At 71.6% G+C, this 26,897-nt stretch carries 25 protein-coding genes and 4 pseudogenes; 15 read left to right on the top strand and 14 right to left on the bottom strand.

The genetic code is table 11. The features are described from left to right. Nucleotides 1-588 precede the first annotated feature (588 nt). Nucleotides 589-1,679: pseudogene (gene pheS / locus RUMESO_RS18730) on the bottom strand (phenylalanine--tRNA ligase subunit alpha). 183 nt (nt 1,680-1,862) lie between these two features. Here pheS and RUMESO_RS18735 point away from each other — a divergent pair. After that, nucleotides 1,863-2,102: a hypothetical protein gene (locus RUMESO_RS18735; protein ID WP_156363022.1), complete on the top strand. Its 240-nt coding sequence runs from the start codon at nt 1,863-1,865 to the stop codon at nt 2,100-2,102. A gap of 57 nt (nt 2,103-2,159) precedes the next feature. On the opposite strand, the gene rplT is transcribed toward RUMESO_RS18735, so the two are convergent. The 3 genes from rplT to pyk all read right to left on the bottom strand — a co-directional run bounded on the left by rplT (nt 2,160) and on the right by pyk (nt 4,299). Then, a complete protein-coding gene (gene rplT / locus RUMESO_RS18740; protein WP_037282297.1) occupies nt 2,160-2,528 on the bottom strand; it encodes a 50S ribosomal protein L20 in 369 nt (122 codons plus the stop codon). Nucleotides 2,529-2,542: 14 nt separating this feature from the next. After that, on the bottom strand, nt 2,543-2,743 hold the full coding sequence (rpmI, locus tag RUMESO_RS18745) for a 50S ribosomal protein L35 (protein WP_037282300.1): 201 nt from the start codon (nt 2,741-2,743) through the stop codon (nt 2,543-2,545). 107 nt (nt 2,744-2,850) lie between these two features. Then, nucleotides 2,851-4,299 carry a pyruvate kinase gene (gene pyk / locus RUMESO_RS18750; protein ID WP_037282301.1) on the bottom strand — a complete coding sequence of 483 codons (1,449 nt, stop codon included), beginning with the start codon at nt 4,297-4,299 and terminating at the stop codon, nt 2,851-2,853. Between the two features lie 107 nt (nt 4,300-4,406). On the opposite strand from pyk, the pseudogene RUMESO_RS18755 reads away from it, so the two are divergent. After that, nucleotides 4,407-5,184, top strand: a pseudogene (locus RUMESO_RS18755) (N-formylglutamate amidohydrolase). After that, complete coding sequence (locus RUMESO_RS18760; RefSeq protein WP_037282304.1) at nt 5,177-5,494, top strand: DUF1244 domain-containing protein; 318 nt, start codon at nt 5,177-5,179, stop codon at nt 5,492-5,494. Before RUMESO_RS18755 ends, RUMESO_RS18760 begins: the two are co-directional and overlap by 8 nt. A 122-nt stretch (nt 5,495-5,616) precedes the next feature. On the opposite strand, the gene RUMESO_RS18765 is transcribed toward RUMESO_RS18760, so the two are convergent. The 3 genes and pseudogenes from RUMESO_RS18765 to arsC all read right to left on the bottom strand — a co-directional run bounded on the left by RUMESO_RS18765 (nt 5,617) and on the right by arsC (nt 7,900). Next, nucleotides 5,617-6,468 carry a D-amino-acid transaminase gene (locus RUMESO_RS18765; RefSeq protein ID WP_037282307.1) on the bottom strand — a complete coding sequence of 284 codons (852 nt, stop codon included), beginning with the start codon at nt 6,466-6,468 and terminating at the stop codon, nt 5,617-5,619. A gap of 2 nt (nt 6,469-6,470) precedes the next feature. Next, a pseudogene (dgcA, locus tag RUMESO_RS18770) lies at nt 6,471-7,437 on the bottom strand (N-acetyl-D-Glu racemase DgcA). Nucleotides 7,438-7,495: 58 nt separating this feature from the next. After that, entirely contained in the window at nt 7,496-7,900 is a 405-nt protein-coding gene (gene arsC / locus RUMESO_RS18775) for an arsenate reductase (glutaredoxin) (protein WP_037282309.1), read from the bottom strand. 99 nt (nt 7,901-7,999) lie between these two features. Here arsC and RUMESO_RS18780 point away from each other — a divergent pair, with 99 nt between their 5' ends. Then, nucleotides 8,000-8,773 carry a uracil-DNA glycosylase gene (locus RUMESO_RS18780; protein ID WP_037282312.1) on the top strand — a complete coding sequence of 258 codons (774 nt, stop codon included), beginning with the start codon at nt 8,000-8,002 and terminating at the stop codon, nt 8,771-8,773. Nucleotides 8,774-8,782: 9 nt separating this feature from the next. After that, nucleotides 8,783-9,322, top strand: a complete 540-nt coding sequence (gene moaB, locus RUMESO_RS18785; protein WP_037282315.1) for a molybdenum cofactor biosynthesis protein B — start codon at nt 8,783-8,785, stop codon at nt 9,320-9,322. 239 nt (nt 9,323-9,561) lie between these two features. On the opposite strand, the gene RUMESO_RS18790 is transcribed toward moaB, so the two are convergent. Next, nucleotides 9,562-10,359, bottom strand: a complete 798-nt coding sequence (locus tag RUMESO_RS18790; RefSeq protein ID WP_037282317.1) for a protein-disulfide reductase DsbD domain-containing protein — start codon at nt 10,357-10,359, stop codon at nt 9,562-9,564. 144 nt (nt 10,360-10,503) lie between these two features. Here RUMESO_RS18790 and RUMESO_RS18795 point away from each other — a divergent pair, with 144 nt between their 5' ends. Continuing rightward, entirely contained in the window at nt 10,504-11,076 is a 573-nt protein-coding gene (locus RUMESO_RS18795; RefSeq protein ID WP_037282319.1) for a YqgE/AlgH family protein, read from the top strand. A 262-nt stretch (nt 11,077-11,338) separates the two neighbouring features. On the opposite strand, the gene RUMESO_RS18800 is transcribed toward RUMESO_RS18795, so the two are convergent. Beyond that, nucleotides 11,339-11,896, bottom strand: a complete 558-nt coding sequence (locus RUMESO_RS18800) for a TlpA disulfide reductase family protein (RefSeq protein WP_037282321.1) — start codon at nt 11,894-11,896, stop codon at nt 11,339-11,341. A gap of 20 nt (nt 11,897-11,916) precedes the next feature. Between RUMESO_RS18800 and argH the strand changes: the two are divergent. Together argH and RUMESO_RS25880 are read left to right on the top strand one after the other, a co-directional pair. Then, a pseudogene (gene argH, locus RUMESO_RS18805) lies at nt 11,917-13,307 on the top strand (argininosuccinate lyase). Further along, complete coding sequence (locus RUMESO_RS25880) at nt 13,304-13,474, top strand: hypothetical protein (protein ID WP_169791203.1); 171 nt, start codon at nt 13,304-13,306, stop codon at nt 13,472-13,474. Before argH ends, RUMESO_RS25880 begins: the two are co-directional and overlap by 4 nt. 1 nt (nt 13,475) lies before the next feature. Here the strand turns inward: RUMESO_RS25880 and RUMESO_RS18810 are convergent, their stop codons facing one another. Continuing rightward, nucleotides 13,476-14,135, bottom strand: coding sequence for a DUF6064 family protein (locus tag RUMESO_RS18810; protein WP_051521490.1), 660 nt, complete (start codon nt 14,133-14,135; stop codon nt 13,476-13,478). A 143-nt stretch (nt 14,136-14,278) separates the two neighbouring features. Between RUMESO_RS18810 and lysA the strand changes: the two genes are divergently transcribed. Further along, complete coding sequence (gene lysA / locus RUMESO_RS18815) at nt 14,279-15,547, top strand: diaminopimelate decarboxylase (protein WP_037282325.1); 1,269 nt, start codon at nt 14,279-14,281, stop codon at nt 15,545-15,547. Further along, entirely contained in the window at nt 15,538-18,234 is a 2,697-nt protein-coding gene (locus RUMESO_RS18820; RefSeq protein ID WP_082484300.1) for a DUF4175 domain-containing protein, read from the top strand. Before lysA ends, RUMESO_RS18820 begins: the two co-directional genes overlap by 10 nt. A gap of 4 nt (nt 18,235-18,238) precedes the next feature. On the opposite strand, the gene RUMESO_RS18825 is transcribed toward RUMESO_RS18820, so the two are convergent. Then, nucleotides 18,239-19,003 (bottom strand): zinc-ribbon domain-containing protein, encoded by a 765-nt coding sequence (locus tag RUMESO_RS18825; protein WP_037282327.1) that lies wholly within the window; start codon nt 19,001-19,003, stop codon nt 18,239-18,241. A 133-nt stretch (nt 19,004-19,136) separates the two neighbouring features. Here RUMESO_RS18825 and RUMESO_RS18830 point away from each other — a divergent pair, with 133 nt between their 5' ends. The 3 genes from RUMESO_RS18830 to RUMESO_RS18840 are packed head-to-tail and all read left to right on the top strand — an operon-like array spanning nt 19,137 to nt 21,501. Then, nucleotides 19,137-19,811 (top strand): cell division ATP-binding protein FtsE, encoded by a 675-nt coding sequence (locus RUMESO_RS18830; protein WP_037282330.1) that lies wholly within the window; start codon nt 19,137-19,139, stop codon nt 19,809-19,811. A gap of 47 nt (nt 19,812-19,858) precedes the next feature. After that, nucleotides 19,859-20,779 carry a cell division protein FtsX gene (locus tag RUMESO_RS18835; RefSeq protein WP_037282493.1) on the top strand — a complete coding sequence of 307 codons (921 nt, stop codon included), beginning with the start codon at nt 19,859-19,861 and terminating at the stop codon, nt 20,777-20,779. Beyond that, nucleotides 20,776-21,501: a lysophospholipid acyltransferase family protein gene (locus RUMESO_RS18840; protein WP_037282333.1), complete on the top strand. Its 726-nt coding sequence runs from the start codon at nt 20,776-20,778 to the stop codon at nt 21,499-21,501. The genes RUMESO_RS18835 and RUMESO_RS18840 overlap by 4 nt, the downstream gene beginning before the upstream one ends. Here the strand turns inward: RUMESO_RS18840 and RUMESO_RS18845 are convergent. From RUMESO_RS18845 to RUMESO_RS18855, 3 genes are all read right to left on the bottom strand, one after another. Next, nucleotides 21,498-22,457, bottom strand: a complete 960-nt coding sequence (locus RUMESO_RS18845; protein WP_037282335.1) for an acetyl-CoA carboxylase carboxyltransferase subunit alpha — start codon at nt 22,455-22,457, stop codon at nt 21,498-21,500. The genes RUMESO_RS18840 and RUMESO_RS18845 overlap by 4 nt on opposite strands. A 151-nt stretch (nt 22,458-22,608) precedes the next feature. Then, nucleotides 22,609-23,814 (bottom strand): GGDEF domain-containing protein, encoded by a 1,206-nt coding sequence (locus tag RUMESO_RS18850; RefSeq protein ID WP_051521491.1) that lies wholly within the window; start codon nt 23,812-23,814, stop codon nt 22,609-22,611. A gap of 79 nt (nt 23,815-23,893) precedes the next feature. After that, the gene (locus RUMESO_RS18855; RefSeq protein ID WP_037282338.1) at nt 23,894-24,880 is read right to left on the bottom strand and encodes an asparaginase; all 987 of its coding nucleotides are present in this window, start codon (nt 24,878-24,880) and stop codon (nt 23,894-23,896) included. Between the two features lie 186 nt (nt 24,881-25,066). On the opposite strand from RUMESO_RS18855, the gene RUMESO_RS18860 reads away from it, so the two are divergent. Together RUMESO_RS18860 and rlmN are read left to right on the top strand one after the other, a co-directional pair. Further along, nucleotides 25,067-25,597, top strand: coding sequence for an invasion associated locus B family protein (locus RUMESO_RS18860; RefSeq protein WP_211262929.1), 531 nt, complete (start codon nt 25,067-25,069; stop codon nt 25,595-25,597). Nucleotides 25,598-25,689: 92 nt separating this feature from the next. Beyond that, the gene (gene rlmN / locus RUMESO_RS18865) at nt 25,690-26,874 is read left to right on the top strand and encodes a dual-specificity RNA methyltransferase RlmN (RefSeq protein ID WP_037282339.1); all 1,185 of its coding nucleotides are present in this window, start codon (nt 25,690-25,692) and stop codon (nt 26,872-26,874) included. Nucleotides 26,875-26,897 lie beyond the last annotated feature (23 nt).

Below are 26,897 nucleotides of genomic sequence, written 5' to 3' on the forward strand. Positions count from 1 at the left end.
GGGTGTGGGGGAGGAACGCGGTGAGGTGGGGGGTGGTTCGGAGGCGTGTAGGGTAGTAGTTCGCCGCGCGACACAAAGGTCTGACGACCATCGGCTCTAGCCGACAGATGAACTCACCCGCGAGTGGGCGGGATAACTCGTCTTATAGCTTACTAGAAATATCGTCGACAGGAGGCGCGCCCGCCTTCCTCGACAACTTTCGCGGCATTCGAAATGCGGACATTGCAAGGATGTCGCGACGCATTTCCATGACCATGTCATTATATGAGCGAGTTGCATCTTGGTAGGCGGGGTGCAAAGGAGGGCTATCAGGTGTAAGCACAGCCGATGCGTTAGTGAGCGCGTCAAAGTACCTGGCGCAAGCTGCGAGAACCTTGGGGTCTGCGTAGAGGCTCAACATACCCCCGGCGCGCGCCAAAGTATTATTCAGCACTCGGTTATCAGAGGCCGAATGAGGATCGTAGGCCAAAGTAGCGGTCGGGCAAATTTCTAGAAACTTCTCGTATGCCGCCTTCTTCTGCTCAATGACCTTCTCAGTTTGGGAATAGACTTTTCCCAATAGAAAGGAGACTGCAGAAATGAAGATACCTAACGCCCAGAACATAACCGCGACTCACACCCCCCCGCCAGCGTCGGCACCTCCAGCGCCCCGAAGCCGTAGTGTCTCAACCACCGCAGGTCGCTCTCGAAGAACGCCCGCAAATCCGGAATCCCGTATTTCAGCATCGCCAGCCGGTCGATGCCCATGCCGAAGGCGAAGCCCTGCCATTCCGCCGGGTCGATGCCGCCGGACTCGAGGACCTTGGGATGGACCATGCCGCTCCCCAGGATCTCCAGCCAGGAGTCGCCCTCACCGAGCTTGAGCGTGCCGCACTGCCAGGAGCAGCGGACGTCCACCTCGGCGGAGGGCTCCGTGAAGGGGAAGTGCGAGGCGCGGAAGCGGAGGTCGACGGAGGGCACCTCGAAGAAGGCCTTGAGGAACTCCTCAAGGGTCCACTTGAGGTTCGCCATGGTGATGTCGCGGTCGATGGCCAGCCCCTCGACCTGGTGGAACATCGGCGAATGCGTCTGGTCGTAGTCGGCGCGGAAGACGCGGCCCGGCGCGATGACCCGGAGCGGCGCACCCTTGGACAGCATCGACCGGATCTGCACGGGCGAGGTGTGGGTGCGCAGGACGTGGGGCGCGCGGTTGTCGCCCTCGGCACGGGCCATGTAGAAGGTGTCGTGCTCCTGCCGCGCAGGATGCTCGGGCGCGATGTTGAGCGCGTCGAAGTTGTGCCAGTCGTCCTCGACCTGCGGCCCTTCGGCCACCGCGTAGCCCAGGACGGCGAAGATCTGGGTGATCTCCTCGGTCACCTGCGAGATGGGGTGGATCGTGCCCATGCGGCGCGGGCGACGGGGAGCGTGACGTCCAGCCACTCGGCCCGGAGGCGCTCATCGAGCGCGGCGTCCTGGAGCGCGGCCTTGCGCGCGGCGACGGCGGCGGCGACCTCGTCGCGGATGGCGTTAAGGGTCGGGGCGACCGTCATGCGCTCCTCCGGCGACATTCCGCCGAGTTCCCGCATCCGTAGCGCGATCTCGCCCTTCTTCCCCAAGGCGGCGAGGCGCACCTCCTCGAGCTGGGCCTCGGAGGCCGCAGAGCCCACGGCATTCAAGTACTTGTCGCGCAGATCGTCCATCGTTCGTCACCCCCAAGGCATCGCGCCCGGTTAGCGCCGGCGGCCGCGTCACGCAAGCGGGATGGGCGCGGACGGAACAGCCGCGACAGCTTGGGGTTGAATTGTTGAAGTGCAACGTTAATGTCGATTGGGTAAGTCGTGATTTAGAGCCGCCCTGGGGCCATGAAGGGCGAGGAGATCGAGATGCCGATGGGACATCTTATGCTGGGCCTTCTGGGCGGGATCGTCGCCTTCGCGCTCGCGCTGGTCGCGGGGCTGTCGCTCGGGATGGCGCTTCTGCTCTATGTCGGGGCGGGCAACCTGGGGTTGATGCTCAGCGTCGCCCTGCAGTTCCTGGCCGATGGGGCCCGGCGGCCGCCTCGGCGTCCGGCGCCGGCCGTCCAGCCGACGCGACGGCTGCGGCCCATCCCCGTGTCCCACTGAAACGACGACGGGCGCCGGAGGTCCGGCGCCCGCGTCGGGTTCGTCATCCGGGTCCGATCAGGCGGCCGGCAGCGCGGCGCGGGCCTTGTCGGCGATGGCGTTGAAGGCCTCGGGCTCATGGACGGCGAGGTCGGCGAGAACCTTCCGGTCGACCTCGATGCCGGCCAGCGACAGGCCGTTGATGAAGCGCGAATAGGTCAGCGCGGGGTCGAAGGCGCGGACAGCGGCGTTGATCCGCTGGATCCACAGCGCGCGGAAGTCGCGCTTGCGGGCGCGGCGGTCGCGGGTCGCATACTGATTGGCCTTGTCGACGGCCTGCTTGGCGACCTTGAAGGTCCGGCTGCGATGGTCGTAGTAGCCCTTCGCGGCGTCGAGGATCTTTTTGTGACGACGGTGCGTGACGACACCACCCTTGGTGCGGGACATCTCTCAGGCTCCTCTCAGCGGGCGTAGGGCATGTACTTGCGGACGATGTTCGCATCGGCGTCCGAGAGGATCGTCGTCCCCCGGGCCTGACGGATGAACTTGGTCGTCCGCTTGATCATGCCGTGACGCTTGCCGGTCTGGCCGGCGACGATGAGGCCGGAGGCCGTCACCTTGAAGCGCTTCTTGGCGCTCGACTTGGTCTTCATCTTGGGCATTCTTCGCTCCTTGGGCGTTCAAGCGCGGGCGAGGCGATGCCACTCGGCCAGCCCGCGCGGGGATAGAGCGCGCCCCTTAGCCGGGCGCGGCGGGAAGGGCAAGCCCCTTACTCGGGCTCGCCTTCGTAGACCAGCCGCTCCTGGCAGGGGGCGACGCGCAGGATGTTGGTGGAGCCGGGCGTGTTGAAGGGCACGCCGGCGGTGACGACGATGCGGTCGGTCTCGGCGGCGAAGCCCTGCTCCACGGCGACGTGGATGGCGGCGAGCACCGCCTTCTTGAAGCGGTCCACCGGGGCCACGATGGCGCAGTTGGTGCCCCAGGTCAGGCAGAGCCGCCGCGCCGTCGATTCGAGCGAGGTCAGCGCGATGATCGGGACGCGGGGCCGCTCGCGCGCGACGAGGAGCGCGGTGGTCCCGGATTCGGAGAAGCAGGCGATGGCCTTGACGTCGGTGGCCTCGGCGATCTCGCGGGCGGCGGCGACGATGCCGTCGGCCACGGTCTTACGCGAGACGGTGCGCGAGGCCTCGATGATCTGGACATAGGTCGGGTCGGTCTCGACCGAGCCGGCGACCGCCTCCATCGTGCGGACGGCCTCGATCGGGTACCTGCCGCTGGCCGATTCGGCCGAGAGCATGATCGCGTCCGAGCCCTCGTAGATGGCGTGGGCCACGTCCGAGACCTCGGCGCGGGTCGGCACCGGGCTCTCGACCATCGATTCGAGCATCTGCGTCGCCACGATCACCGGCTTGGCCGCGGCGCGGCATTTACGGATCAGGCGCTTCTGGATCGGCGGCACGGCCTGCACCGGCAGCTCCACCCCCAGGTCGCCGCGCGCGACCATGATGCCGTCCGAGACCGCGAGGATGCCGTCGAAGGCGTCCACGGCGGCGGGCTTCTCGATCTTGGAGAGGATCGCGGCGCGGCCCTTGGCGAGCTTGCGGGCCTCCTCCACGTCCGCCGCGCGCTGCACGAAGGAGAGCGCCAGCCAGTCCACGCCGAGTTCGCAGACGAATTCGAGGTCCTTGCGGTCCTTCTCCGACAGGGCAGCGAGGGGGAGCACCACGTCGGGCACGTTCACGCCCTTGCGGTTCGAGATGGTGCCGCCGACCGTGACGGTGCAGTTGGCGTGGTCGGGGCCGCAGTCCTGGACCTTGAGGCGGATCTTGCCGTCGTTGACGAGGAGGCTCGCCCCCGGGCGGAGCGCGTCGAAGATCTCCTTGTGGGGAAGCTGGACGCGCTTGGCGTCGCCCGGCGCGGGGTCGAGGTCGAGCCGGAAGGGCTGCCCCTCCTCGAGGTCGAAGGCCCCCTCGCCGCCGAAGACGCCGACGCGGAGCTTGGGGCCCTGGAGGTCGGCCAGGATGCCGATGGGCGAGCCCAGCTCGGCCTCGACCTCGCGGATGAAGCGGTGGCGGGCGGCCACGTCCTCGTGGGAGCCGTGGCTCATGTTGAGGCGGAACACGTCGGCCCCGGCCTCGTGGAGCGCGCGGATCATCTCCTTGCTGGAGGAGGCCGGGCCCAGCGTGGCCACGATCTTGACGTTGCGGTGCCGTCTCATGCGGATCTCCTTCGGGCTCGGCCGCGTTAGCGCTAACGGGGCGCCTCCGTTCGCGGCGGCTTATGGCCCCGTTTTCTTCGGGCGGCAACTGGCCTATGGGCGGAGCCATGACGCCGAGACCCGACTCCTTCGTGACCCACCCGGCCTACGAGGTCGCGGACCCCGACGCGCCGGGACCCTGGGTGGTGACCTGCGACCATGCCTCCAACGCCGTGCCGGACTGGCTGGGCGGGGACCTGGGCCTGCCGCCGGAGGACATGGCGCGGCACATCGCCTACGACGTGGGCGCGGCGGGGCTGGCGCGCGGGCTCGCACGCAGGCTGGGGAGCCCGGCGATCCTCGCGCGGTTCTCGCGGCTCGTGATCGACCCGAACCGGGGGAGGGACGACCCCGACGCTGGTGATGCGGCTCTACGACGGCTCGATCATCCCGGCGAACCGGCGCGTGGGCCCGGCCGAGGTCGGGGAGCGGGTGGAGCGGCTCTATCGGCCCTATCATGAGGCGATGGCGGGGCTGCTGGCCGGGCGGGACCATCCGGCGATGCTCGCCATCCACAGCTTCACGCGCCAGTTGCGCGGGCGCCCGCCTCGGCCCTGGCACGTCGCGGTGCTCCATTCGCATCTCGACAACCGGCTGGCGCTGGCTCTGCTCCGGCGGCTGCGCGCCGAGGGGGACCTATGCGTGGGGGACAACGAGCCCTACAACGGGCACCTGCCAGGCGACTCCATCGACCGGCACGCGCTGCGCCCCCAGAGGCCCAACGTGCTGGTGGAGGTCCGCAACGACCTCCTCGCCACGCCCGAGGCGCAGGAGCGCTGGGCCGAGCGGCTCGCGCCGCTCTTGCACGACTCGCTGGACGAGGTCAGGAGGACCGCCCATGGATGACCGGACCCGCACCGAGATCGAGGCCGCCGCCTTCCGCGCGCTCCGCGAGCACCTGCTGGAGGCGCGGCCCGAGGTGCAGAACATCGACCTGATGAACCTCGCGGGGTTCTGCCGCAACTGCCTGTCGCGCTGGATGCAGGAGGCGGCGGAGGAGCGGGGCGTCCCGCTCTCCAAGGACGAGGCGCGGGAGATGTTCTACGGGATGCCCTATCCGGAGTGGGTGGCGAGGAACCAGACCGAGGCCACGGCGGAGCAGAAAGCGGCCTTCGAGGTGGCCTATGCGCAGAACGTGGGGCCGCGCGAGGGCTGAGGTCACGGGTCGGGAAAGCTCCGTAGGGCGGGGTTCACCCCGCCACGCGGCCTCGGCAACCGGCGCGCCCGTGGACGGCTGTGGATGGCGGGGTGAACCCCGCCCTACGACCGAAGCCCACCCTAGATCGCGGCCTTGCGGCCTTCCTCGATGTAGAGCTCGCGCAGGCGCTGAGTGATCGGGCCGGGGCGGCCGGCGCCGATCCCCTGCCCGTCGATCTTGACCACCGGCGTCACGAAGGTCGTGGCCGAGGTGATGAAGGCCTCGTCGGCAGACTGGGCCTCCTCGATGGTGAATGGCCGCTCCTCGACCCGAAGCTGCGCCTCCTGCGCCAGCCGCAGGACGGCCGTGCGGGTGATGCCGGACAGGATCTCGGGCCCGAGCTGGCGGGTGACGAGGGTGTTGCCCGTGACGATGTAGGCGTTGTTCGAGGTGCCCTCGGTCACGACGCCCTCCTCCACCATCCAGGCGTCGTCGGCGCCCGCCGCCTTGGCCATCATCTTGCCCATCGACGGGTAGAGGAGCTGCGTGGTCTTGATATCCCGCCGCTTCCACCGCTGGTCGGGGATCGAGATGACGCTCATGCCGCGCGCCGCGAGGGGGCTGTCCACGAGCTGCGGCTTCTCCTGCGTGAAGAGGACCAGCGTCGGGGGCACGTCCGGATAGGCGAAGTCCCGGTCGGCCGCCCCGCGCGAGACCTGGAGGTAGACGAGCCCGTCGTGGATGCCGTTGCGCGCCACAAGCTCGCGGTGGATCGCCAGAAGCTCCTCGTCAGTGGCGGGCGAGGGCATCTCCAGTTCGGAGAGCGAGCGGCGGAGGCGGGCCGTGTGGCCCTCGAAGTCGATGAGCTTGCCGTCGAGGACGGAGGTCACCTCGTAGACGGCGTCGGCCATCAGGAAGCCGCGATCGAAGACGGAGACCTTGGCCTCCTCCTCCGGGACATAGGCGCCGTTGACGTAGACGATGCGGCTCATGCTCACCCCCACAGCTCCGCCTCGGGCGGATGGACCCCTGACCCGTCGTAAAGGAGCGGGCGGGCGCGGTCTTCGGCCAGAAGCAGGGGGCCGTCAAGGTCCGCGACCTCGGCCCCCTGGGCCACGAGCACCGCCGGCGCCATCGCGAGCGAGGTGCCGACCATGCAGCCGACCATGACCTGAAAGCCCATCCGCCGGGCCTCGTCGCGCAAGGCGAGGGCCTCGGTCAGGCCGCCGGTCTTGTCGAGCTTGACGTTCACCACGTCGTAGCGGCCCTTGAGCCGCGCGAGCGAGGCGCGGTCGTGGCAGCTCTCGTCGGCGCAGACGGGGGACGGGGCGGGGCATCCCGGCCAGCGCCTCGTCCTGCCCGGCGGGAAGAGGCTGCTCGACCAGATCGACGCCGAGGCGGAGGAGATGGGGCGCGAGGTCGGCGTAGACCTCGGGCGACCAGCCCTCGTTGGCGTCCACGATCAGGCGGGAGCGGGGGGCGCCGCGCCTGACGGCTTCGAGTCGCGGCATATCCGAGGGGGTGCCGAGCTTGATCTTGAGCAGCGGCCGGTGGGCGTGGAGGCGGGCCTGCGCCTCCATGGCCTCGGGCGTGTCGAGGGACAGGGTGAAGGCGGTGATGACCGGCCCCGGCGCGGGGAGGCCTGCGAGGTCCCAGACGCGCCGCCCCGCCCGCTTCGCCTCCCAATCCCAAAGCGCGCAGTCGGCGGCGTTACGGGCCGCGCCGGGCGGGAGAAGGCGCTGCAGGGCCTCGCGAGTCACGTCCCCGGGCAGCGCGGCGACGGCCTCGGCGACGCCCTCGACCGTCTCGCCGTAGCGGGCGTAGGGGACGCATTCGCCGCGCCCCGTCACGCCGTCGCGGGTCACGGTCGCCGTGACCACCCGCGCCTCGGTCTTGGAGCCCCGGCTGATGGTGAAGGCCTGAGCGAGGCGGAAGCTCTCGATCTGGGCGGAGAAGGTCATGCGATCCCCCGGTTGGCTGGCCGCCTCTTAGCGGGAGCCAGCGCGGCGGGCCAGAGCGTCAGGGCGTGCGGCGCACCACCCCGCCGTCCTCCTTGGTGAACTCGGCCATGGGGTGGTCGAGGAGGTCCAGCACCACCTCGGAGGGGCGGCAGAGGCGGGTGCCCTTGGGCGTTTCCACGATGGGCCTCTCGATAAGGATTGGATGGGCGAGCATGGCGTCGATCAGGATGTCGTCGCCCAGCCCCGACTCGTCGAGGCCGAGGTCGTCGTAGGGCGTGCCCTTCCGCCGCAGGAGGTCGCGCGGCGCGATCCCCATGGCGGCGATCAGCGCCACCAGCCGCTCGCGGCTCGGCGGATGATCGAGATACTCGACCACGACCGGCTCCTCCCCGCTCGCCCGGATCATGGCGAGCGTGTTGCGCGAGGTCCCGCAGGCAGGGTTGTGGTAGATCGTGACGGTCATGGCATGGCCCTCCGGCCCTGTGGCTATCACGGCCTTGCGCGGCCGGCGAGCGGGCGGGCCCCCTGCCCTTCCCCTCCGGCCTTCGCTAGACTGCGGCCCATGGACCTCGACCTCCTCCACGCGCGCGCGGCGCTCGACTGGCTGCTGGAGCTCGGCGCCGACGAGGCGATCGGGGAGGAGCCCGTGGACCGCTACGCGCTGGGCGAGGCGGCGCGGGCGCCGAAGGCCCCGGTCCCGCCGCCCATGGCCGCGCCCGTGGTCGCGCCACCCTCGGACCCGGTCGCCACTGCCCGGGCGCTCGCCGACGGCGCGCGGACGCTGCCCGAGCTCGCCGCCGCCATGGAGGGCTTCGACTGCGACCTGAAGCCTGGCGCGCGCCGCTTCGTCTTCGCGGACGGGACGCCGGGCGCGCCGCTCATGGTCGTGGGCGAGGCGCCGGGCCGGGACGAGGACATCGAGGGGCGGCCCTTCGTGGGCGTGGCGGGGCAGCTCCTCGACCGGATGCTCGCGGCCATCGGGCGCGACCGCAGGGACCCGGACCCCGCGCGCTCGGTCTACATCGCCAACGTCCTGCCCTGGCGCCCGCCCGGCAACCGCCGTCCGGAGCAGGCCGAGATCGACCGTTGGCGGCCGTTCCTGCGACGCCACATCGAGCTCGCCGCCCCGAAGGTCCTGCTCATCACCGGCAACTCGCCGGCCTTGGCGCTGCTCGGGCGCGGGGGCATCACGCAGATCCGGGGGACGTGGATGGAGGCCGTGGGCCGCCCCGCCCTGCCCTCCTTCCACCCGGGCTACCTCCTCCGCAACCCGCCCGCCAAGCGCGAGGCCTGGGCGGACCTCCTCGCGCTCAAGGCACGCCTCGCGGCATCCTGAAAGGCCCTCATGTCCCGCATCGACGAATCACGCCCCTTCCATCCGGTGCGCATCGCGCTCCTCACCGTGTCGGACACCCGGACGCCCGGCACCGACCGCTCGGGCGACACGCTGGCCGAGCGCATCGCCGAGGCGGGGCACGACCTCGCGGCGCGGGCGATCCTGCCGGACGAGCGGGCGCAGATCGCGGCGCAACTGCGGGACTGGATCGCGGACCCCGGCATCGACGTGGTCATCTCCACCGGCGGCACGGGCCTGACGGGCCGCGACGTGACGGTGGAGGCGCACCGGGACGTCTACGAGAAGGAGATCGAGGCCTTCGGGACGATCTTCGCCCTCGTCTCCTACGAGACCATCGGCACCAGCGCCGTGCAGAGCCGCGCGACCGGGGGCGTCGCGAACGGCACCTACCTCTTCGCGCTGCCAGGAAGCCCCGGCGCCTGCCGGGACGCCTGGGACCGCATCCTCAAGCTCCAGCTCGATTCGCGGCACAAGCCCTGCAACTTCGTGGAGATCATGCCGAGGCTGGGCGAAGGGCGGCCAAGCTAGGGCGGCCTCCGATCAGGCCATGGCCCGGGCGCTGCGGCCCGGACGTCGGACGCAGCTCCCCCTACCCCGCCGGGCGGCGACCCAGGGACGGGATCACCATGGCAGGGAAAGCCTAAGGAACCGTTAACGTCGCGAAGAGATCGCGACGGGAGCGACATCCGATCCGGTCGCGCCGATGCGTCCTGACGGGATTTCGCCCCGATCGGACGGCGCACGCCGCTGCCTCTCGCAGGCGCGCCTCAGCCCGCCTGGCACCCGTGGATGTCGACAGCCTTACCTTCGCCGAGAACGGTGATCCTGAGGTCCGAGCGGTCGAGCGCCAGGGGTCCGCCGTCGCGGGACTGGGCCTTGGCGGTGGCGACCAGGGTGTCGCCGGTCCGCTTCGAGGCGGGCTCGGAGACCCAGAGGTCGGGGTCGCCGGACTCGATGACCACGGCCTCGTCGGGGCCGAGCGGCGGCATGGCGAGGTGCACGGTCAGCGCCACGCCGTCCGAATCGGGCGCGACGGCGCAGGTGGCATGGGCGTCCGCCTCCTGCCCGGTCATCGGCTGGTCCACCAGCGCGGCCGCGATGGCGGGGTCGCGGCGGCCCTCCTCGGGCAGGTCGGCCGAGAAGCTCAGGCGCACCGGCATGCAGATCTCGTTGCAGACGCCGATCTCGACCTCCCCCGCGAGCCGCGCCGGCCCGCCGGTCAGCGCGAGGTCGATCGGGATCGTCACCGCGTCCTCGTAGCCGATGGACCGCAGCCCGTTGAACTCGAACACCGAGGGCACCGGCCAGCGCGGCTCGGCCGAGGCGACGCCCGTGGAGCCCGAGAAGTCGAGGATGGGGACGAGCCCCGCCGCGCCGGGGGCGCGCCAGTAGGTCTTCCAGCCGGGCGCCAGGGTCAGGCGGATGGCGGCCATGTGGTGCCCCGCCTCCGTGCGCCAGCCCGGCAGCACCTCGATCCTCGCCACCTCGGGGGGAGGCGCCTCCGCCGCGACGGGAAGGGCCGAGCCGAGCAGGAGGAGGGCGGGGAGGGGCAGGAGGTGGCGCATGGCCCAGTCATTCCAGACGCGCGGGCATCGGCAAAGTCACCTTCGCGAGAACCGGCCCTCGCGGCACGGATTCGTGCCTGGGACGTGACGGCCCGCGCGGCCCGCGCCCTTGATCCGGGTCCCCCCGGGGCCCATCATCAGGACATGGACCATGACCCGAACTTCCTGGCCGGAAAGCTCCTGATCGCCATGCCGGCCATGGGCGACCCCCGCTTCGAGCGGAGCGTCGTCTATGTCTGCGCCCACAGCGACGACGGCGCCATGGGCATCATCGTCAACAAGCCGGTGCCGGAGCTGCGCTTCGCCGACCTCCTCGAGCAGCTCGGCATCCCCCGGCCCGAGAAGGGCGCGCGCGACATCCGCGTGCATTTCGGTGGGCCTGTCGAGGGCGGGCGGGGCTTCGTGCTCCACAGCGCGGACTACGAATCCGAGGGCGGGACCATGAGGATCGACGAGGAGGTCTCGATGACCGCCACGCTCGACATCCTGCGGCAGATCGCGGCGGGGGACGGGCCGAAGGCGTCGATGCTCGCGCTGGGCTACGCCGGCTGGGGGCCGGGGCAGCTCGAATCGGAGATCGCGCAGAACGCCTGGCTCACCGGCCCCGCCAAGAGCGAGATCCTGTTCGGCCGCGCCAACGAGCACAAGTGGAACGCCGCGCTCAAGGCCATCGGCGTAGACCCGCAGACGCTCTCGTCCAGCGCCGGCCACGCCTGAGCGTCGTTCACCGAATCTTAACCCTTGCCTGCCATAACGATCCCGTCCCCGGGTCGCCGCCCGGCGGGGTAGGGGAAGCTGCGTCCTCTGTGTCGCGCCGTGATCGGGCACCGTCTTGGCTCGGCTTCCGATCAGGTCCCGGCGTCGCGGCCGGCAGCGCCATGCAGGGTGCGCTTCAGCGCGCCATAGCGAGGCGGCGGGTCGCAGGACGTGGTGCGCTGAAGCGCACCCTACCGCCGAAGCTAGGTGATCGGGTCCTGTCCTAGCCCTCGGCCCCCTCCGCCGCGATGGCCCGCAGGATCGCCAGGGCGCTCTCGCTCAACCAGTCGGCGTCGCCCTGGAGGCGGGCGACCTCCTGCCCCTCGCGGTTCAGGATCACGGTGATCGGCAGGCCCAGCACGCCCATGTCGCGGGCGAGCGCCTGGCTCGGGTCGCGCCAGTGCGGCAGCGCCTCGGCGCCGACCTCCTGCAGGAAGCTGTCCAGCTCCATGGGGTCGTTGCGGCCCGTGGCGATGGGGACCACGCGCACGCCCTCGTCGCCCAGCTCCTGCTGTAGCTTGGCCAGCGTCGGCATCTCCTTCCGGCAGGGGGCGCACCAGGTGGCCCAGAAGTTGACCACCGCCACCTCGCCCTTGAGGTCCTGCAGCACCGTCTCGGCGCCGTCGTCGCCCTCGAAGGCCGTCGTGGAGACGTCCACGGGCGCGTCGTGGATCTGGAGCTTCCTCATGTCGCCGTCCTGCAGGGCGGCGAGGTCCTGAGCAGCCACGCCGCTGGCGGCGAGGAGCGCCCCCGTGTAGAGAGCCGCGAACAGCAGACGCATGAATGACCTCCAGAGGACCAATGGCCGAGAAATCCGCGAACGCGATGTGGGGCGGGCGCTTCGCCTCCGGACCCGACGCCATCATGGAGGCGATCAACGCCTCCATCGGCTTCGACCAGAGGCTCGCGCGCGAGGACATCGCGGGCTCGCGGGCCCATGCGGCGATGCTGGCCGCCGTGGGCATCCTCTCTGATAGTGACGCCCAGGCGGTTCGGGAAGGGCTCCTCACGGTGTTGTCGGAGATCGAGGCGGGGACGTTCCGCTTCTCCACGGCGCTGGAGGACATCCACATGAACGTGGAGTCGCGCCTCGCCGAGCTGATCGGCGAGCCCGCCAAGCGCCTCCACACGGCGCGGAGCCGCAACGACCAGGTGGCGGTGGACTTCCGGCTCTGGGTGCGCGGCCAGTGCGACGCCGCCGAGGAGGCCTTGAGGGCGCTCCAGCGCGCGCTTGTGACGCAGGCCGAGGCCGGCGCGGATTGGGTGATGCCCGGCTTCACGCATCTGCAGTCGGCGCAGCCCGTGACCTGGGGCCACCACATGATGGCCTATGTCGAGATGCTCGGGCGCGACCGGGGACGGCTCATGGACGCGCGCCGCCGTATGAACGAATCGCCCCTTGGCGCAGCGGCGCTGGCTGGGACCTCCTTTCCCATCGACCGTCACCGGACGGCCGAGGAGCTGGGCTTCGACCGGCCGATGGCGAACAGCCTCGACGCCGTGTCGGACCGCGACTTCGCGCTGGAGTTCCTGGGGCCGCAAGCATCAGCGCGATGCACCTGAGCCGCCTCGCGGAGGAGCTGGTGATCTGGTCCACCGCGCAGTTCCGCTTCGTGCGGCTGTCGGATCGCTTCTCGACCGGCTCCTCGATCATGCCGCAGAAGCGGAACCCCGACGCGGCCGAGCTGGTGCGCGCCAAGACGGGCCGGGTCTTCGGCGCCTCGGTGGCGCTGCTGACGGTAATGAAGGGCCTGCCGCTCGCCTATTCCAAGGACATGCAGGAGGACAAGGAGCAGGTCTTCGACGCCGCCGACTCCCTGATGCTCGCGCTCGCCGCGACGACCGGGATGATGGAGGACCTGACGGCCAGCCCCGAGAGGATGCGCGCCGCCGCTGGGGCCGGGTTCGCGACCGCTACCGACCTCGCGGACTGGCTGGTGCGGGCCAAGGGAATGCCCTTCCGCGAGGCGCACCACGTCACCGGGGCCTTGGTGGCGAAGGCCGAGGCGAAGGGCGTGGATCTGCCGGAACTCTCGCTGGAGGAGATGCGGGAGGTTCACGGCGGCATCACCGAGGACGTCTTCGGCGTCCTGGGCGTGGACAACTCGGTCCGCAGCCGCACCTCCTATGGCGGCACCTCGCCCGAGAGGGTGCGGGAGCAGATCGCGCGGTGGAAGGAGGCGCTGGCATGAGGATCGCGGCTCTTCTGGGCCTCCTGGCCCTGGCCGCCTGCGGCGCGGACGGCCCGCCGATGCGGCCCGGCGCGAGCGTCGGCGTGGGCGTCAGCGACAGCGGCGTCGCGTTCGGCGGCGGCTTCGAGGCCTCGAACGGGACCGTATCGGTGGGGGTCGGCCTCTAGGTCAGGCGGGCTCCCCGTGGCGGGCGAAGCCGGCGCGGAACCGATGGCCCAGCGCCACGGCCAAGGCGACGAGCCCCGCGACGATGAGCCCGTAGTCCTGCGGCACCCCGAGGAGCGTCGCCGCCGACCCGCCCACGGCCGACCACAGCACCGGCACGACGAGGAGCCAGCGCGCCGCCCTCCAGGGCGCGAGGAGGAGCATCCCGATGGTGAAGATCACCGTCGGGCAGGGCGCGACGCCGAACACCGGCACTTCCGGCCAGGAATGGCCTGCCAGCGCGCCGAGCGCCGGGTAGAGGACCAGCGCATAGGCGATCAGCGCGAGGCCCAGCCAGGACCGCGCATCCGCCCGCACCGAGAAGCGCAGTTCCCGGAAGAGCACGGGCGCGAGGGCGAGCAGGACCGCCTCGGCCACGAAGGCGGCGGCGAAGAGCCGCGCGACCGGGTTGATCGGGGCGAACCAGGTCCAGTGATAGCCGAGCCCGTTCATGGCCCAGAACAGCGCCAGCACGGTGGCGATGCCCTGCCCCGCACCTCGCGACGGGCGCAGCAGGAAGGCGACGGCCAGGAGCCCGGCGAGGCAGGCGACGATCTGGAGCGGCCAGATCGCCTGGTTGTAGGCGGCGAAGACGGCGAAGAACTGCTCGGCCGTGAACGGCATGGCGAGGGCCCTCCGGAGACGATGCGGCCCCATCCTCGGCCGGGCGGAGCGGGCTCGCCTTGACCTGGGTCAACCGGGGCGGGCTCCCCCGCCTTTCGCCCGGTTGCCGTCCGGGCTAAGAGGCCCCGGACGGGAGGCGCGACATGGACCATTTTCTCAGCCGCGACGGGGAGCTTTGGGCCGAGGACGTGCCCCTCTCGGAGATCGCGGCCGCCGTGGGGACGCCGGTCTACGTCTACTCCTCGGCCACGCTGCTGCGGCACCTGAGCCTCTTCGACGAGGCCCTCCACGGGATGCCGCACCTCGTCTGCTTCGCCGTGAAGGCGCTGTCCAACGTCGCGGTCCTCAGGCTCCTGGGCGAGGCCGGGGCGGGCATGGACGTGGTGTCGGAGGGCGAATACCGCCGCGCGGTGGCCGCTGGCGTCCCGGGCGAGCGGATCGTCTTCTCCGGCGTCGGCAAGACCCGGGCCGAGATGCGGGCGGCGCTGACCGGCGGCGTGCGGCAGTTCAACCTCGAGTCGGAGCCCGAGATGCGAGCGCTGAGCGAGGTCGCCTCCTCGCTGGGCGTCACGGCGCCCGTGGCGATCCGGGTGAACCCCGACGTGGACGCCAGGACCCACGCCAAGATCGCCACCGGCAAGAGCGAGAACAAGTTCGGCATCCCCATCGCCAAGGCGCGCGAGGCCTACCGCGAGGCGGCCTCCCTCCCCGGCCTGCGGGTTGTGGGGATCGACGTCCATATCGGCTCGCAGCTCACCGACCTCGCGCCCTTCGAGGCGGCCTACCGCAAGGTGGCGGAGCTGGCGGGGGCGCTGCGGGCGGATGGCCACGCCATCGAGAGGCTCGACCTCGGGGGCGGCCTCGGCATCCCCTACACCCGGTCCAACGAGGTGCCGCCCCTGCCCTCGGACTACGGCGAGATCATCCGGAGGACCGTGGGCCCCCTCGGCTGCGAGGTCGTGATCGAGCCCGGGCGGCTCATCGCCGGGAACGCGGGTGTCCTGCTGAGCCGGGTGGTCTACATGAAGGAGGGCGAGGGTCGCGACTTCCTGATCCTCGACGCCGCCATGAACGACCTGGTCCGCCCCGCCATGTACGACGCCCACCACGACATCGTCCCCGTGCGGGAGCCCGAGCCGGGCGACCTCGACCGCCTTTATGACGTCGTGGGCCCCCGTCTGCGAGACGGGGGGACACCTTCGCCCGCGGCCGCGGGCTGCCGCCGCTGCGCGAGGGGGGACCTCGTCGCCTTCCGCTCGGCGGGGGCCTATGGGGCGGTGATGTCCAGCGAATACAACTCGCGCCCCCTGGTGCCCGAGGTGCTGGTCCAGAAGGATCAATTCGCGGTTATCCGGCCGCGACCGAGCTATGAAGAGATGATCGCCAAGGATAGCATCCCCGCATGGCTGTGACGCCCTCGGGCCCTTCTTCGCGACCTGACCGGGGCGTTTCCCCGGACCTCCCTGCTCATCTGGCGCGCGCCCTCCGGCTGACGCGCCTGGGCCTGACGGCCGAGCGGATCGCCCGCGCCTTCTGGCCGCTCTGGACGGTGCTGGCGCTGACGGTGGCGGCGCTCACCACCGGCTGGCAGGACGAGCTGCCGCTGGAGGCGGTCTGGGCGGCGTCCGTGGTGCTGGCGCTCGGCGCGGGCGCGACGCTGGCCTGGGGGCTCTGGCGGTTCCGGGTGCCGACGCGGGCAGAGGCGGTCGAGAGGCTCGACGCCACCATGCCGAACCGGCCGCTCGCCGCGCTGCGCGATGCGCAGGCGGTGGGGAGCGACGACCCTGCCTCGCGCGCGGTCTGGGAGGCGCACCTCGCCCGCATGGCCCGCCGCGCCGAGGGCGCGAAGGCCCCCTCGCCCGACCTGCGGCTCGCCGCGCGCGACCCCTACGGGCTGCGCTACGTGGCGCTGATCCTGCTGGCGGCGGGGCTCCTCTTCGGCTCGGCCTGGCGCGCGACCGAGATGCCGGGGCTGGGCGGCACGGGGCCGGGGCAGGACCTCGCGCAGGGACCGGTCTGGGAGGGGTGGATCGCGCCCCCGGCCTACACCGGCAAGCCGCAGCTCTACCTCGCCGATTTGCCCGCCGGCCCCATCGAGGTGCCGAAGGGCAGCAAGGTCACGATCCGCCTCTACGGCGAGGTGGGCGCGCTCTCGCTCAACGAGACCGTCTCGGGCCGCACGGGCGAGCTGGACCCGGCCACCGCCGCGCAGCAGGAGTTCGAAGTCGTCCAGCCGGGGGTCCTCCAGATCGAGGGGCACGGCGGGGCCGAATGGGAGGTGCGTCTCCTCCCCGACGCGGCGCCGACGGTGGACCTCGCCGGGCCCGTGGAGGCCGACGCCAACGGCCAGATGGCCCAGCCCTTCCGCGCCACGGACGACTACGGCGTGGTCGCGGGGACGGCGACGATCGCGCTCGACGTGGCCTCGGTGGAGCGCCGGCACGGCCTCGCCGCCGAGCCCGACCCGCGCGAGCCCCTCGTGCTCGACCTGCCCATGCCCTTCTCGGGCGACCGGGCGGAGTTCGAGGAGAAGCTCGTCGAGAACCTCTCGGAGCATCCCTTCGCCAACCTTCCCGTGACGATCACGCTGACCGTCACCGACGCAGCGGGGCAGCAGGCCTCGACCGAGGCGGTCCCGATGACCCTGCCGGGGCGGCGCTTCTTCCAGCCGGTCGCCCGCGCCGTCATCGAGCAGCGGCGCGACCTCCTGTGGTCGCAGGACAACGCCCGCCGGACGGTGCAGCTCCTCCGCGCCATCGCCAACCACCCCGAGGAGCTGTTCCCCGACCGCGCGCTCTACCTGCGCCTGAGCTACACGATCCGCCGGCTCGACCAGCTCGCCGATGCGGGGAGCATGACCGTCGAGGAGCAGGACGAGATCGCCAAGGCGCTCTGGGACCTCGCGGTGCAGCTCGAGGACGGGACGCTGCGCGACGCGCGCGAGCGGCTGGAGCGGGCGCAGGAGCGGCTCGCTGAGGCGATGCGCAACGGCGCAAGCCCCGAGGAGATCCAGGACCTCATGCAGGAACTGCGCGAGGCGACGCAGGATTACCTCAACATGCTGGCGCAGAACGCCCAGCCGCAGGAGAACGGCGCCGACCAGCCGCAGACCGGCGAGAACCAGAACCAGCAGGTCACGCAGGACCAGATCCAGGCGCTGATGGACCGCATCCAGGAGCTGATGGAGCAGGGCCGCATGGCCGAGGCCCAAGAGCTCATGGAGCAGCTCAACGAGCTGATGCAGAACCTCCAGGTCACGCAGGGCGAGGGCCAGGGCAACGGGCCGCGCACGCCGGGGCAGCAGTCGATGCAGGACCTGCAGGAGAGCTTGCGCGACCAGCAGGACCTGTCGGATGACGCGTTCCGCGACCTGCAGGACCAGTTCAACCAGGGCCAGCAGGGGCAACAGGGTCAGGAAGGCCAGCAAGGTCAGCAGGGGCAACAGGGCCAGCAGCCGGGCCAACAGGGGCAGCAGGGCCAGCAACCCGGCCAGGGACAGCAGGGTCAGCAGCCCGGGCAGCAGGATGGCCAGGGGATGAGCGGCCAGGGGCAGCAGGGCCAGGACCAGCAGGGCGACGGCCAGGGTGCCGAGGGAAGCCTCGCCGACCGCCAGCAGGCGCTTCGGGACGAGATCGCCCGCCAGCGCGGCAACCTCCCCGGCCTGACCGGCGACGCCGCCGAGGCCGCGCGCCGGGCGCTCGAGGACGCCGAGGGGGCCATGGACCAGGCCGAGGACGCCCTGCGCCAGGGCGACCTGCCGGAGGCCATCGACCGTCAGGCCGAGGCGATGGATGCGCTGCGCGAAGGCGCGCGCAACCTCGGGCAGGCGCTCGCGGAGAACGGCCGCGCCGAGCGCGACCCGAACGAGCTCGCCGGGCAGGGCGAGGCCGAGGGCCGCCCCGTGCCGGGCCGCCGCGACCCGCTGGGCCGCCAGATGGGCCAGGGTGGCGACATCGGCACCAACGAGCGCATGACCGACGGCGAGGACGTCTACCGCCGCGCCGAGGAGCTCCTGGCCGAGATCCGCCGCCGCGCCGCCGAGCAGGAGCGCCCGAAGATCGAGCTCGACTACCTCAAGCGGCTGCTGGAGCGGTTCTGATCGGTCAGCCGGCCGGGGCGTCGTTGCCGAGGACGGCGCCGACCTGCCGATCGAGCCAGAGCCGTGCCTCGTCCACGGCGGCGACGTAGGGCCCGAGCACGACGCGCGACTGCGGCATGGCCTCCATGATGGCGGGCGCGGTCACGTAGAGACCGGCGAGCACCGCCAGGACCAGGAGCGCCCCCCAGAAGCCACGCGCGAAGCCACTGCTCCGCCGCACCGGTCGGACCTGCGGGGCCCGGCCGCCGAACCGGTCGTTGGCGCTCCGCAGCGAGGAGTTGATCCGGTCGATGTCGAGCTCGCGCTCAGGCGCGCGCGCGGGACGCGCCGGCTGACGCAGCGGCTCGGGCAAGGGCGGCGGCTCCGGTGTGGGCATGGGGGCGGGCCGCTCGGTCACGGGGACGGGAGCGGGCCGCTCGATGACGGTGGCGCGCGTGGCAGCCTCCTCCGCGCGGGCCTGGGCCTCGCGCTCGGCCTCGGCCCGCAGGATGTCGGCGACGGAGGATGTCACCGTGGACCGGGGGGTCGCGGTCGGCGTCACGGGGGCCGGCGCGGCCACGGATTCGGCAAGGTCGTCGGCCTCCTCCTCGTCGTCCGAGACGCGGGGGACCAAGTCCCAGGGCTCGGCCTCGGGCAGCGGCTCGGGCTGGGGCGCGCGCTGGAACCACGTGGTCCCGCAGGCGGAGCACTGCACGTCGCGCCCGGCGGGTGGGATCGCCTCGGGCGGGACCTCGTACTGCGCGCCGCAATTCGGGCAGATCAGCCGCATTCCCGGGTCCCCTTCCCTCGCCTTGGCCCGCAACTTAGCGACCGGGCCGACGAAGGCCAAGGACGCGCGGCGGCGTGCATTGAAACCCCCTGCCTCCTGCGGCAGAAGGAGCGCGCGAGCGCGAGGGGGTCCGGTGATCGAGTTCCAGGGGGTCGGCTACGGCTATGGCGGGCGGAGGCTCTTCTCCGGCCTGTCGATGTCGCTCGCGCCCGGGTCCTTCCATTTCCTGACCGGCCCGTCCGGGGCCGGCAAGACGACGCTCCTCAAGCTCTGCTACGCCGAGCTGCGGGCGCCCGAGGGGCGGGTGACGCTCTGGGGCCAGGACGCGCGGGCCATGGATCGCGACGCGGTGGCGATGGCCCGGCGGCGGATCGGCGTGGTCCATCAGGAGACGCAGTTCCTCGACCACCTTCCCGTGGCCGAGAACATCCTCCTTCCGCTCACCGTCGCCGGGCGACTGGCCGAGGGGCACGGCAACCTGCGTGAGCTGCTGGCCTGGGTGGGACTCGCGTCGCAGGCGGGGCAGCTCCCGCCCGAGCTGTCGGGCGGCGAGCGGCAGAGGGCGGCGCTCGCGCGGGCCGTCATCACCTCGCCCGAGGTGATCCTCGCCGACGAGCCCACGGGCAACCTCGACTGGGAGATGTCGCAGCGGCTCCTCACGCTGCTGGTGGAGCTGAACCGGATGGGCAAGGCGGTGCTGATCGCGACGCACGACCTCAACCTCATCCGCGCGGCCAAGCAGCAGGTCGGAGCACGGATCCTGCGGCTGCGGGACGGGCGCCTCCAGGCGGCGGGGGCAGACCTGTGAGGCCGCTGCCCGCCCCTCTCGCCGCCGCGCTGGCGGCCCTCGCGGGTGTGCCCGCGCTCCTCGCGCGACAGGCGCCGCGCGTCCTGGGGTTCCTGCGCGGCGATCCGCTCGCGGATCGGGCGGTGCCGCCCTCCGGCTTCACCGCGTCGCTCACGCTCTTCACCGCTGGCGCCATGGGGTTCCTCGCCGTCTTCGCGCTGGCCCTCTCGCTCGCCACCGACCGGCTCGCGGCCCGCTGGGGCGAGGAGCTGGCGCAGACCGCGACCCTGCGCCTGCCCGCCTTGGACGGCGATCAGGCGACGCAGACCGGGACCGCGCTGCGCATCCTGCAGCAGACGCCCGGAGTCGCCGAGGCCCGCGCCCTCACGCCCGACGAGAACCGTGCCCTGCTCGAACCCTGGCTGGGTCCCGACATCCCGGTCGAATCGCTCCCCGTCCCGCAGCTCGTGGCGGTCACGCTGACGGACGACGGGACCTTCGATGCCGCAGGCCTGACCGCGAGGCTCGAGGCCGAGCTGCCGGGCGCGGTGCTCGACGACCATACGCGCTGGCGGGAGCCGCTGGTGCAGGCCGCAGGACGGCTCCGGACCATGGGGATGGTGGCGATGCTGCTGATCGCGGGCTCCACGGCGACGATGATAACCCTCGCCGCGCAGGCGGCGCTGGCGGCGAACGCGCAGGTGATCCGGGTGCTGCGGCTGATCGGCGCCCGGGACATCTACATCGCCCGCGCCTTCGTGCGGCGCTTCACCCTCCGGGCGGCCTGGGGCGCGGCGGCGGGGACGCTCGCGGGGCTCCTCGCCGTGATGCTCCTGCCAACATCGGAGACGGCGGGCGGGTTCCTGACGGGGCTGGGCTTCCAGGGCTGGGGCTGGCTGCTGCCGCTCCTCATCCCTCCGTTCGCGGCGCTCACCGCCTACGTCTCGACGCGTTCGGCGGCGCTCCGCACCCTGAGGGCACAGCCATGAGACCCGCACGCCCCCTTCGGGCCGCCCTGTTCAAGACCCTGATCTACGGCGCCATGCCGGTCTATGCCCTGGCCTACCTGCCTTGGGCGCTCCTGGACCGGAACGGCGCGGTCGCGGCCTGCCACGCCTGGTGCCGCTTCGTCCGCTGGGCCGCCCGCGCCGTGGTGGGGATCGAGAGCGAGGTGCGCGGCACGCCTCCCACGGGCGAGGTGCTGATCGCCGCCAAGCACCAGAGCTTCCTCGACATCATCCTGATCTACGGCGCGGTGCCACGCGGGCGCTTCATCATGAAGAAGGAGCTGCTCTGGACGCCGATCCTGGGCCAATACGCGCTCCGCATCGGCTGCGTGCCGGTGGATCGGGGCAAGCGCGGGCAGGCGATCCGGAAGATGGTGGCGGACGTGGCGGCGGGGCGGGCCGACCCGGGGCAGCTCATCATCTATCCGCAGGGCACGCGCGTGGCCCCTGGAGTCAGGGCGTCCTACAAGGCCGGGGCCGCCGCGCTCTACGGCGAGCTCGGGCAGCCCTGCGTTCCGGTGGCCTGCAACGTGGGGCTCTTCTGGCCCAGGTCGGGGAACGCGCTTCGGCCCGGCCGCGCGGTGGTGGAGTTCCTGCCGCCGATTCCGCCAGGCCTGTCGTCCTCCGAGTTCCTGAAGAGGCTGGAGGCCGAGGTGGAGCCCGCCTCGGACCGGCTCATGGCCGAGGCGGGGTTCGGCGCTTAGGCCGCGAGGCCCTTGGAGCCCATGCCGAGGAACTTGCGCCGACGCGAGTCGCGCAGTTCTCGCCCGGGACGGCCGGTCAGCTCGGCGAGGGCACCCAGCACGGCCTCGCCCACGGCCTGGATCGTGGCATGGGGATCGCGGTGCGCGCCGCCCATGGGCTCGCGGATGATGCGGTCGATGACGCCCAGCCGGTCGAGGTCCTGCGCGGTGAGCCGCAGGGCGTCGGCCGCCTCGCGCATCTTCTCGGCGTCCTTCCAGAGGATCGAGGCGCAGCCCTCGGGCGAGATCACCGAGTAGATCGAATGCTCGAGCATCAGGACGCGGTTGGCGGTGGCGAAGGCCACGGCGCCCCCCGAGCCGCCCTCGCCGATGACGACGCTGACGAGCGGCACCTCCACCTCGAGGCAGGTCTCGGTGGAGCGGGCGATGGCCTCGGCTTGGCCGCGCTCCTCGGCGCCCTTGCCGGGATAGGCACCGGGCGTGTCCACGAGCGTCAGGATGGGGAGCTGGAAGCGGTTGGCGAGCTCCATGAGGCGGATCGCCTTGCGGTAGCCCTCGGGCCGGGCCATGCCGAAGTTGTGATGGATGCGGGATCGGGTGTCGTTGCCCTTCTCGTGGCCGATCACCACGATGGGCTGGGCGCCGAGCCGGGCGAGGCCGCCCATCACCGCATGGTCGTCCGCGAAGTTGCGGTCGCCCGCGAGCGGCGTGTAGTCGGTCAGCAGCCCGTCGATGTAGTCCTTGCAATGCGGCCGGTCGGGATGGCGGGCGACCAGCGCCTTCTGCCAGGCATTGAGGTTGCCGTAGAGCTGGCCCAGCATGTCCTGGGCCTTGCGGTCGAGGCCCTGGGCCTCCTTCTCCACGTCCATGCCGGGGTTGGCGCGGGCCAGCGCGCGCAGTTCCTCGGCCTTGCCCTCGATCTCGGCCAGGGGTTTCTCGAACTCGAGGTAGTTCATGGGCGCTCTCTCCCGCAGGGTCGATGGCTCGATATGGCGAAGGGCGGGGCCGGATGCAACTCGGCAAGCTCGGCCGCGCGAGGCGTTCCGGGGCCAGCCCGTCGCAGGAACGGGGCAACAGGCCCGGGATCCCCGTCCTGTGGGGCACCGATCAGGCCGCCGGCCGCTCCAATGGCCAGCAGGGAGCCCCCGGCGGACGATCCGACCCGCCGCAGCAGGCGTCGCGCAGCGAGCAATCCGCGCAGGTGGGGACGAAGGCGGGGCCATCGGTCAGGTCGAGCGGACCGGTCGCAAAGCGGCAGCGGTCGCGGCCGGCCCGCTTGGCGGCGTAAAGCGCCGCATCGGCTTGCGTGATCAGGAGGTCGAGCGAGGCGGGGCGGCCCAAGGTGCCGCCCACGCTCGTGGTGACCCTAACGTGGCCGCCGCCCGGCAAGGCGAAGGGGACGGCGCGAACGGCCATGAGGAGGCGCCGGGCCATGTCCTGCGCCTCCGCTGCGGTGCGGTCGGGCAGGAAGACGGCGAACTCCTCTCCGCCGAGCCGGGCGAGGAGATCTGCCCGCCCCAGCACAGCACGGAGGCGCCGGCCGGTCGCGCGCAGCACCGCGTCGCCCGCCGGGTGGCCATGAAGGTCGTTGATGCGCTTGAAGTGGTCGAGGTCGAGGAGAAGGAGAGCCCCCGCCCCGTGCAGGGGAAGGCGGGCGATCGCCCGCTCGAAGCCCCGGCGGTTGAGGAGCCCCGTCAGGGCGTCCTGGTCGGCGTCGCGCCGAAGGAGCTGCTCCCTCGCGTGAAGGGCACGCTCCCTCTCGATCAGGGAACCCACGACGAGGACGCCCAGGACATGCAGGGGCAGCATCAGGGGCAGGGTGACGGCCAGGAGGTCGCGGACGATCGGAGCGGGCAGGAGCACCCAAGCGGCGGGATAGGTCGAGCTCAGCAGCGCGAGGCCCAGCATCGCGAGGGGGCCGCGCCGGGGCGCCCCGCGCGTCCGATGGTGCCAGAGGAGCCCCGCGAACCCGGAGATCAGGATGCTGGCCGCGCCCGCCGGCATCCCTGCCCCGCCCGTTCCGATGCGCACGGCGAAGGGCAGGGCCGTGGCCACGGCGGCCCCCTGCCAGCCCAGGAACCCCCCGGCCAGGGCCACGGGGAGTTGGCGCAGATCGACGAAGATCCCCTCCTCGATCGGAATCCGGTCCAGCATCGCCAGGATGGCCGCGCCCCCGAACAGGAAGCCCAGGAGGACCCGCACCCGCACCAGGGAGTGCCCCGCCCTCACGACGGCCCCGTAGGCCACCGCGAGGAGGGCCATGAGGGCGATGGAGCCGGCCAGCTCCCGCACCGCGCCGGTGGCTGGGATCATCTGTCGTGTCTCGGGTCTGCTTTCGTCCAATCTGCCCCAGAGACATTAACATCGGGTTAATCCCGGCGCGGATCCGCCGTCACAGCCTCGTGACGATGCGTCCGGTCGGGATCCCCCGCCAGTTGCGCTGCTCGCCCGAGGACAGGCGCTGCGCGACGGGATGGCCGGCCTCCAGCACGCCGAGCCGCACGAGGAGCGCCGCGATCACCGCCTCGGAGGCCCTGGTCGCCCCGTCGGCGATCTTGAGCGCGACGCCGAGGCCGAGGTCGGGGAGGATGCCGACATAGACGCCCTCGGCCCCTGTCTTGACGGCGGCACGGCCGCCGCAGGCCCGCATCAGCGCGGCGCAGGCCGCGCCCTCACCCGAGACGAGCTCGGGATGCGCGACCATGGCCGCGACGAGGCGTCGCTGGGCCTCGGCCCGGGCGCCGCCGCGCGAGCCGGCGGTCGCAAAGGAGGCCATGGCGCGGGCGATCCCCGTGAGGGAGGCCGCGAAGTTCGGGGCCGAGCAGCCGTCCACCCCCCAGCCGGCGCTGGTCTCGCCCGACGTCTCCTCGAAGGCGGCGCGCGCGGCCCGCTGCACGGGATGGTCGATCTCCACGTATTCGGGGCCGGCGCCGAGGTGCCGGGTCAGGGTCAGGAAGCCCGCGTGCTTGCCCGAGCAGTTGTTGTGGATCTGGCAGGGCCTCTCGGCCGCGCGGACCAGCGACTCGGCCGCCTCGCGGTCCGAGGGCATATGGGAGCCGCAGCGGAGGTCGCCCTCGCCCAGGCCAAGGCCCTGGAGCCAGGCCGCGACCCGGGTCGTGTGCATGGCCGCCCCGCGGTGCGAGGCGCAGGCGAGGGCGAGCTGCTCCTCCCCTAGGCGGACCATGTCGGCCGCGCCCGATTCGACCAGCGGGAGTGCCTGGATCATCTTGGCCGAGGAGCGGGGATAGGTGATCAGGTCGGGGTCGCCCCAGGCCATCACGGCCTCGCCTGCCCCGTTGCAGACGACAGCGTGGCCGAAATGCACCGACTCCAGAATATCTCCACGCCAAAGCTCGACAAACTCGACGGCCGTGCCCATGTTATTTCCCCTTCGGCGGATTCGCGCGCGAGGTGCACGGATGGGGTTGTCCATCCGGCGACCTTTCTGCTATGCGCGTAGCGCTTCAAGGACGCCCCTGCCAGCCGCAAAGATGCCCCGAGCGCATCCGGCTGGCCCCGAGCAGGGGGTGGAGAAACCAGACCTACGGACCGTGGAGGCCAACCCATGACCATGACCCTGCCGCGGCTGGCGCTTTGCGCCTGCGTCGCGCTGTTCGCCCAAGGCGCGATCGCCCAGGAGCAGTCGACGAACCGCGTCGCGGCCGACACCGACTGGAGCGTGTTCCAGGAGACCGACCCGACCGAATGCTTCGCGGTCTCCGCGCCGAAGTCGTCGGAGAACACCCGGGACGGCCAGCCGGTGGACGTGACGCGCGGCGAGACGCTCCTCTTCGTCTTCTTCCGTCCCTCCGAGGGCGTGAACGGCCAGGTGACCTTCACTGGCGGTTACCCCTTCGCCGACAACTCGACCGTGACGCTGGACGTGGGTGGCACCCAGTTCACGATGTTCACCGAAGGCGAATGGGCCTGGCCTGCCTCGCCCGAGGAGGACGCCCGCATCGCCGCGGCGCTCCAGAGCGGCTCCGAGGCGGTCCTCACGGGGCAGTCCGGGCGCGGCACCGTCACGCGCGACACCTTCTCGCTCCTGGGCTTCACCTCGGCGGTCGATCAGGCCAAGACGCGCTGCACGAGCTGACGCGCCCCTGGGTCGCAGGCGTTTCGGGCCGGTTTCCCTTGGAAGCCGGCCTTTTCGTTGCTATGTGCGGGACCTCCCCTTCCGAGGCTGCCATGACGATCACCGCTCCGATCACGCAGGACGTCCATACCATTCCGCGCAAGGTGCCGGAGGGGCCGGTGAACCTCGTCGGCCTGACGCGGGACCAGATGCGCGAGGCCTTCGTCGCCGCCGGCACGCCCGAGAGGCAGGCGAAGATGCGGGTCAACCAGGTCTGGCAGTGGGTCTACCACTGGGGCGTTCGCGACTTCGCGGGGATGACCAACCTCGCCAAGGACTACCGGGCGCTGCTGGCGCGGCACTTCGTCATCGAGCTGCCCGAGATCGTCTCGAAGCAGGTGTCGTCGGACGGCACCCGCAAGTACCTCGTCCGCATCGCCGGCGGGCACGAGGTCGAGATCGTCTACATCCCCGAGGAGGACCGGGGCACGCTCTGCGTCTCCTCGCAGGTGGGCTGCACGCTGACCTGCTCCTTCTGCCACACGGGGACGCAGAAGCTGGTCCGCAACCTCACCGCCGGGGAGATCGTCGGGCAGGTGCTGCTCGCCCGCGACGACCTGGGGGAATGGCCGGTGCCGGGCGCGCCCAAGGACGAGACGCGGCTCCTGTCCAACATCGTGCTGATGGGAATGGGCGAGCCGCTCTACAACTTCGACTCCGTGCGCGATGCGATGAAGATCGCCATGGACGCCGAGGGGCTCCAGATCTCCCGCCGGCGGATCACGCTGTCCACCTCGGGCGTCGTGCCCGAGATCGCGCGCACGGCCATGGAGATCGGCTGCCAACTCGCCGTGTCGTTCCACGCGACGACAGACGAGGTGCGGGACGTGCTCGTGCCGATCAACAAGAAGTGGAACATCGCGGCGCTGCTCGATGCGCTGCGGGAGTATCCGAACCTCTCGAACTCCGAGCGGATCACCTTCGAATACGTGATGCTCGACGGCGTCAACGACTCGGACGAGGACGCGCGGCGGCTGGTCAGGCTCATCGAGGGCATCCCGGCCAAGATCAACCTGATCCCCTTCAACGAATGGCCAGGCGCGCCCTACAAGCGCAGCTCGAACAACCGCATCCGGGCCTTCGCGGACATCATCTACAAGGCGGGCTACGCCTCGCCGATCCGGACGCCGAGGGGCGAGGACATCATGGCGGCCTGTGGCCAGCTCAAGTCCGCGACCGAGCGGGCGCGGAGGTCGCGGGCGCAGGTCGCGGCGGAAGCGGGGCTGCCCCCGGCCTGAGGGGGTAGCAGGGCGCCCTCCCC

It is taken from the genome of Rubellimicrobium mesophilum DSM 19309, from assembly GCF_000600335.2.
GTDB lineage: Bacteria > Pseudomonadota > Alphaproteobacteria > Rhodobacterales > Rhodobacteraceae > Rubellimicrobium > Rubellimicrobium mesophilum.

Coding starts and splice junctions, on each gene's coding strand:
- RUMESO_RS18780 (WP_037282312.1), top strand. CDS start 8,000: ATGGACCTCGACCTCCTCCACGCGCGCGCGGCGCTCGACTGGCTGCTG.
- RUMESO_RS18820 (WP_082484300.1), top strand. CDS start 15,538: ATGGCTGTGACGCCCTCGGGCCCTTCTTCGCGACCTGACCGGGGCGTT.
- RUMESO_RS18850 (WP_051521491.1), bottom strand. CDS start 23,814: ATGATCCCAGCCACCGGCGCGGTGCGGGAGCTGGCCGGCTCCATCGCC.
- rlmN (WP_037282339.1), top strand. CDS start 25,690: ATGACGATCACCGCTCCGATCACGCAGGACGTCCATACCATTCCGCGC.
- RUMESO_RS18845 (WP_037282335.1), bottom strand. CDS start 22,457: ATGAACTACCTCGAGTTCGAGAAACCCCTGGCCGAGATCGAGGGCAAG.
- pyk (WP_037282301.1), bottom strand. CDS start 4,299: ATGAGACGGCACCGCAACGTCAAGATCGTGGCCACGCTGGGCCCGGCC.
- RUMESO_RS18795 (WP_037282319.1), top strand. CDS start 10,504: ATGGACCATGACCCGAACTTCCTGGCCGGAAAGCTCCTGATCGCCATG.
- lysA (WP_037282325.1), top strand. CDS start 14,279: ATGGACCATTTTCTCAGCCGCGACGGGGAGCTTTGGGCCGAGGACGTG.
- RUMESO_RS18825 (WP_037282327.1), bottom strand. CDS start 19,003: ATGCGGCTGATCTGCCCGAATTGCGGCGCGCAGTACGAGGTCCCGCCC.
- RUMESO_RS18860 (WP_211262929.1), top strand. CDS start 25,067: ATGACCATGACCCTGCCGCGGCTGGCGCTTTGCGCCTGCGTCGCGCTG.
- rplT (WP_037282297.1), bottom strand. CDS start 2,528: ATGTCCCGCACCAAGGGTGGTGTCGTCACGCACCGTCGTCACAAAAAG.
- RUMESO_RS18840 (WP_037282333.1), top strand. CDS start 20,776: ATGAGACCCGCACGCCCCCTTCGGGCCGCCCTGTTCAAGACCCTGATC.
- RUMESO_RS18810 (WP_051521490.1), bottom strand. CDS start 14,135: ATGCCGTTCACGGCCGAGCAGTTCTTCGCCGTCTTCGCCGCCTACAAC.
- arsC (WP_037282309.1), bottom strand. CDS start 7,900: ATGACCGTCACGATCTACCACAACCCTGCCTGCGGGACCTCGCGCAAC.
- RUMESO_RS18735 (WP_156363022.1), top strand. CDS start 1,863: ATGCCGATGGGACATCTTATGCTGGGCCTTCTGGGCGGGATCGTCGCC.
- RUMESO_RS18760 (WP_037282304.1), top strand. CDS start 5,177: ATGGATGACCGGACCCGCACCGAGATCGAGGCCGCCGCCTTCCGCGCG.
- moaB (WP_037282315.1), top strand. CDS start 8,783: ATGTCCCGCATCGACGAATCACGCCCCTTCCATCCGGTGCGCATCGCG.
- RUMESO_RS18790 (WP_037282317.1), bottom strand. CDS start 10,359: ATGCGCCACCTCCTGCCCCTCCCCGCCCTCCTCCTGCTCGGCTCGGCC.
- rpmI (WP_037282300.1), bottom strand. CDS start 2,743: ATGCCCAAGATGAAGACCAAGTCGAGCGCCAAGAAGCGCTTCAAGGTG.
- RUMESO_RS25880 (WP_169791203.1), top strand. CDS start 13,304: ATGAGGATCGCGGCTCTTCTGGGCCTCCTGGCCCTGGCCGCCTGCGGC.
- RUMESO_RS18855 (WP_037282338.1), bottom strand. CDS start 24,880: ATGGGCACGGCCGTCGAGTTTGTCGAGCTTTGGCGTGGAGATATTCTG.
- RUMESO_RS18765 (WP_037282307.1), bottom strand. CDS start 6,468: ATGAGCCGCATCGTCTACGTCAACGGCGCCTATGTCCCGGAGGAGGAG.
- RUMESO_RS18800 (WP_037282321.1), bottom strand. CDS start 11,896: ATGCGTCTGCTGTTCGCGGCTCTCTACACGGGGGCGCTCCTCGCCGCC.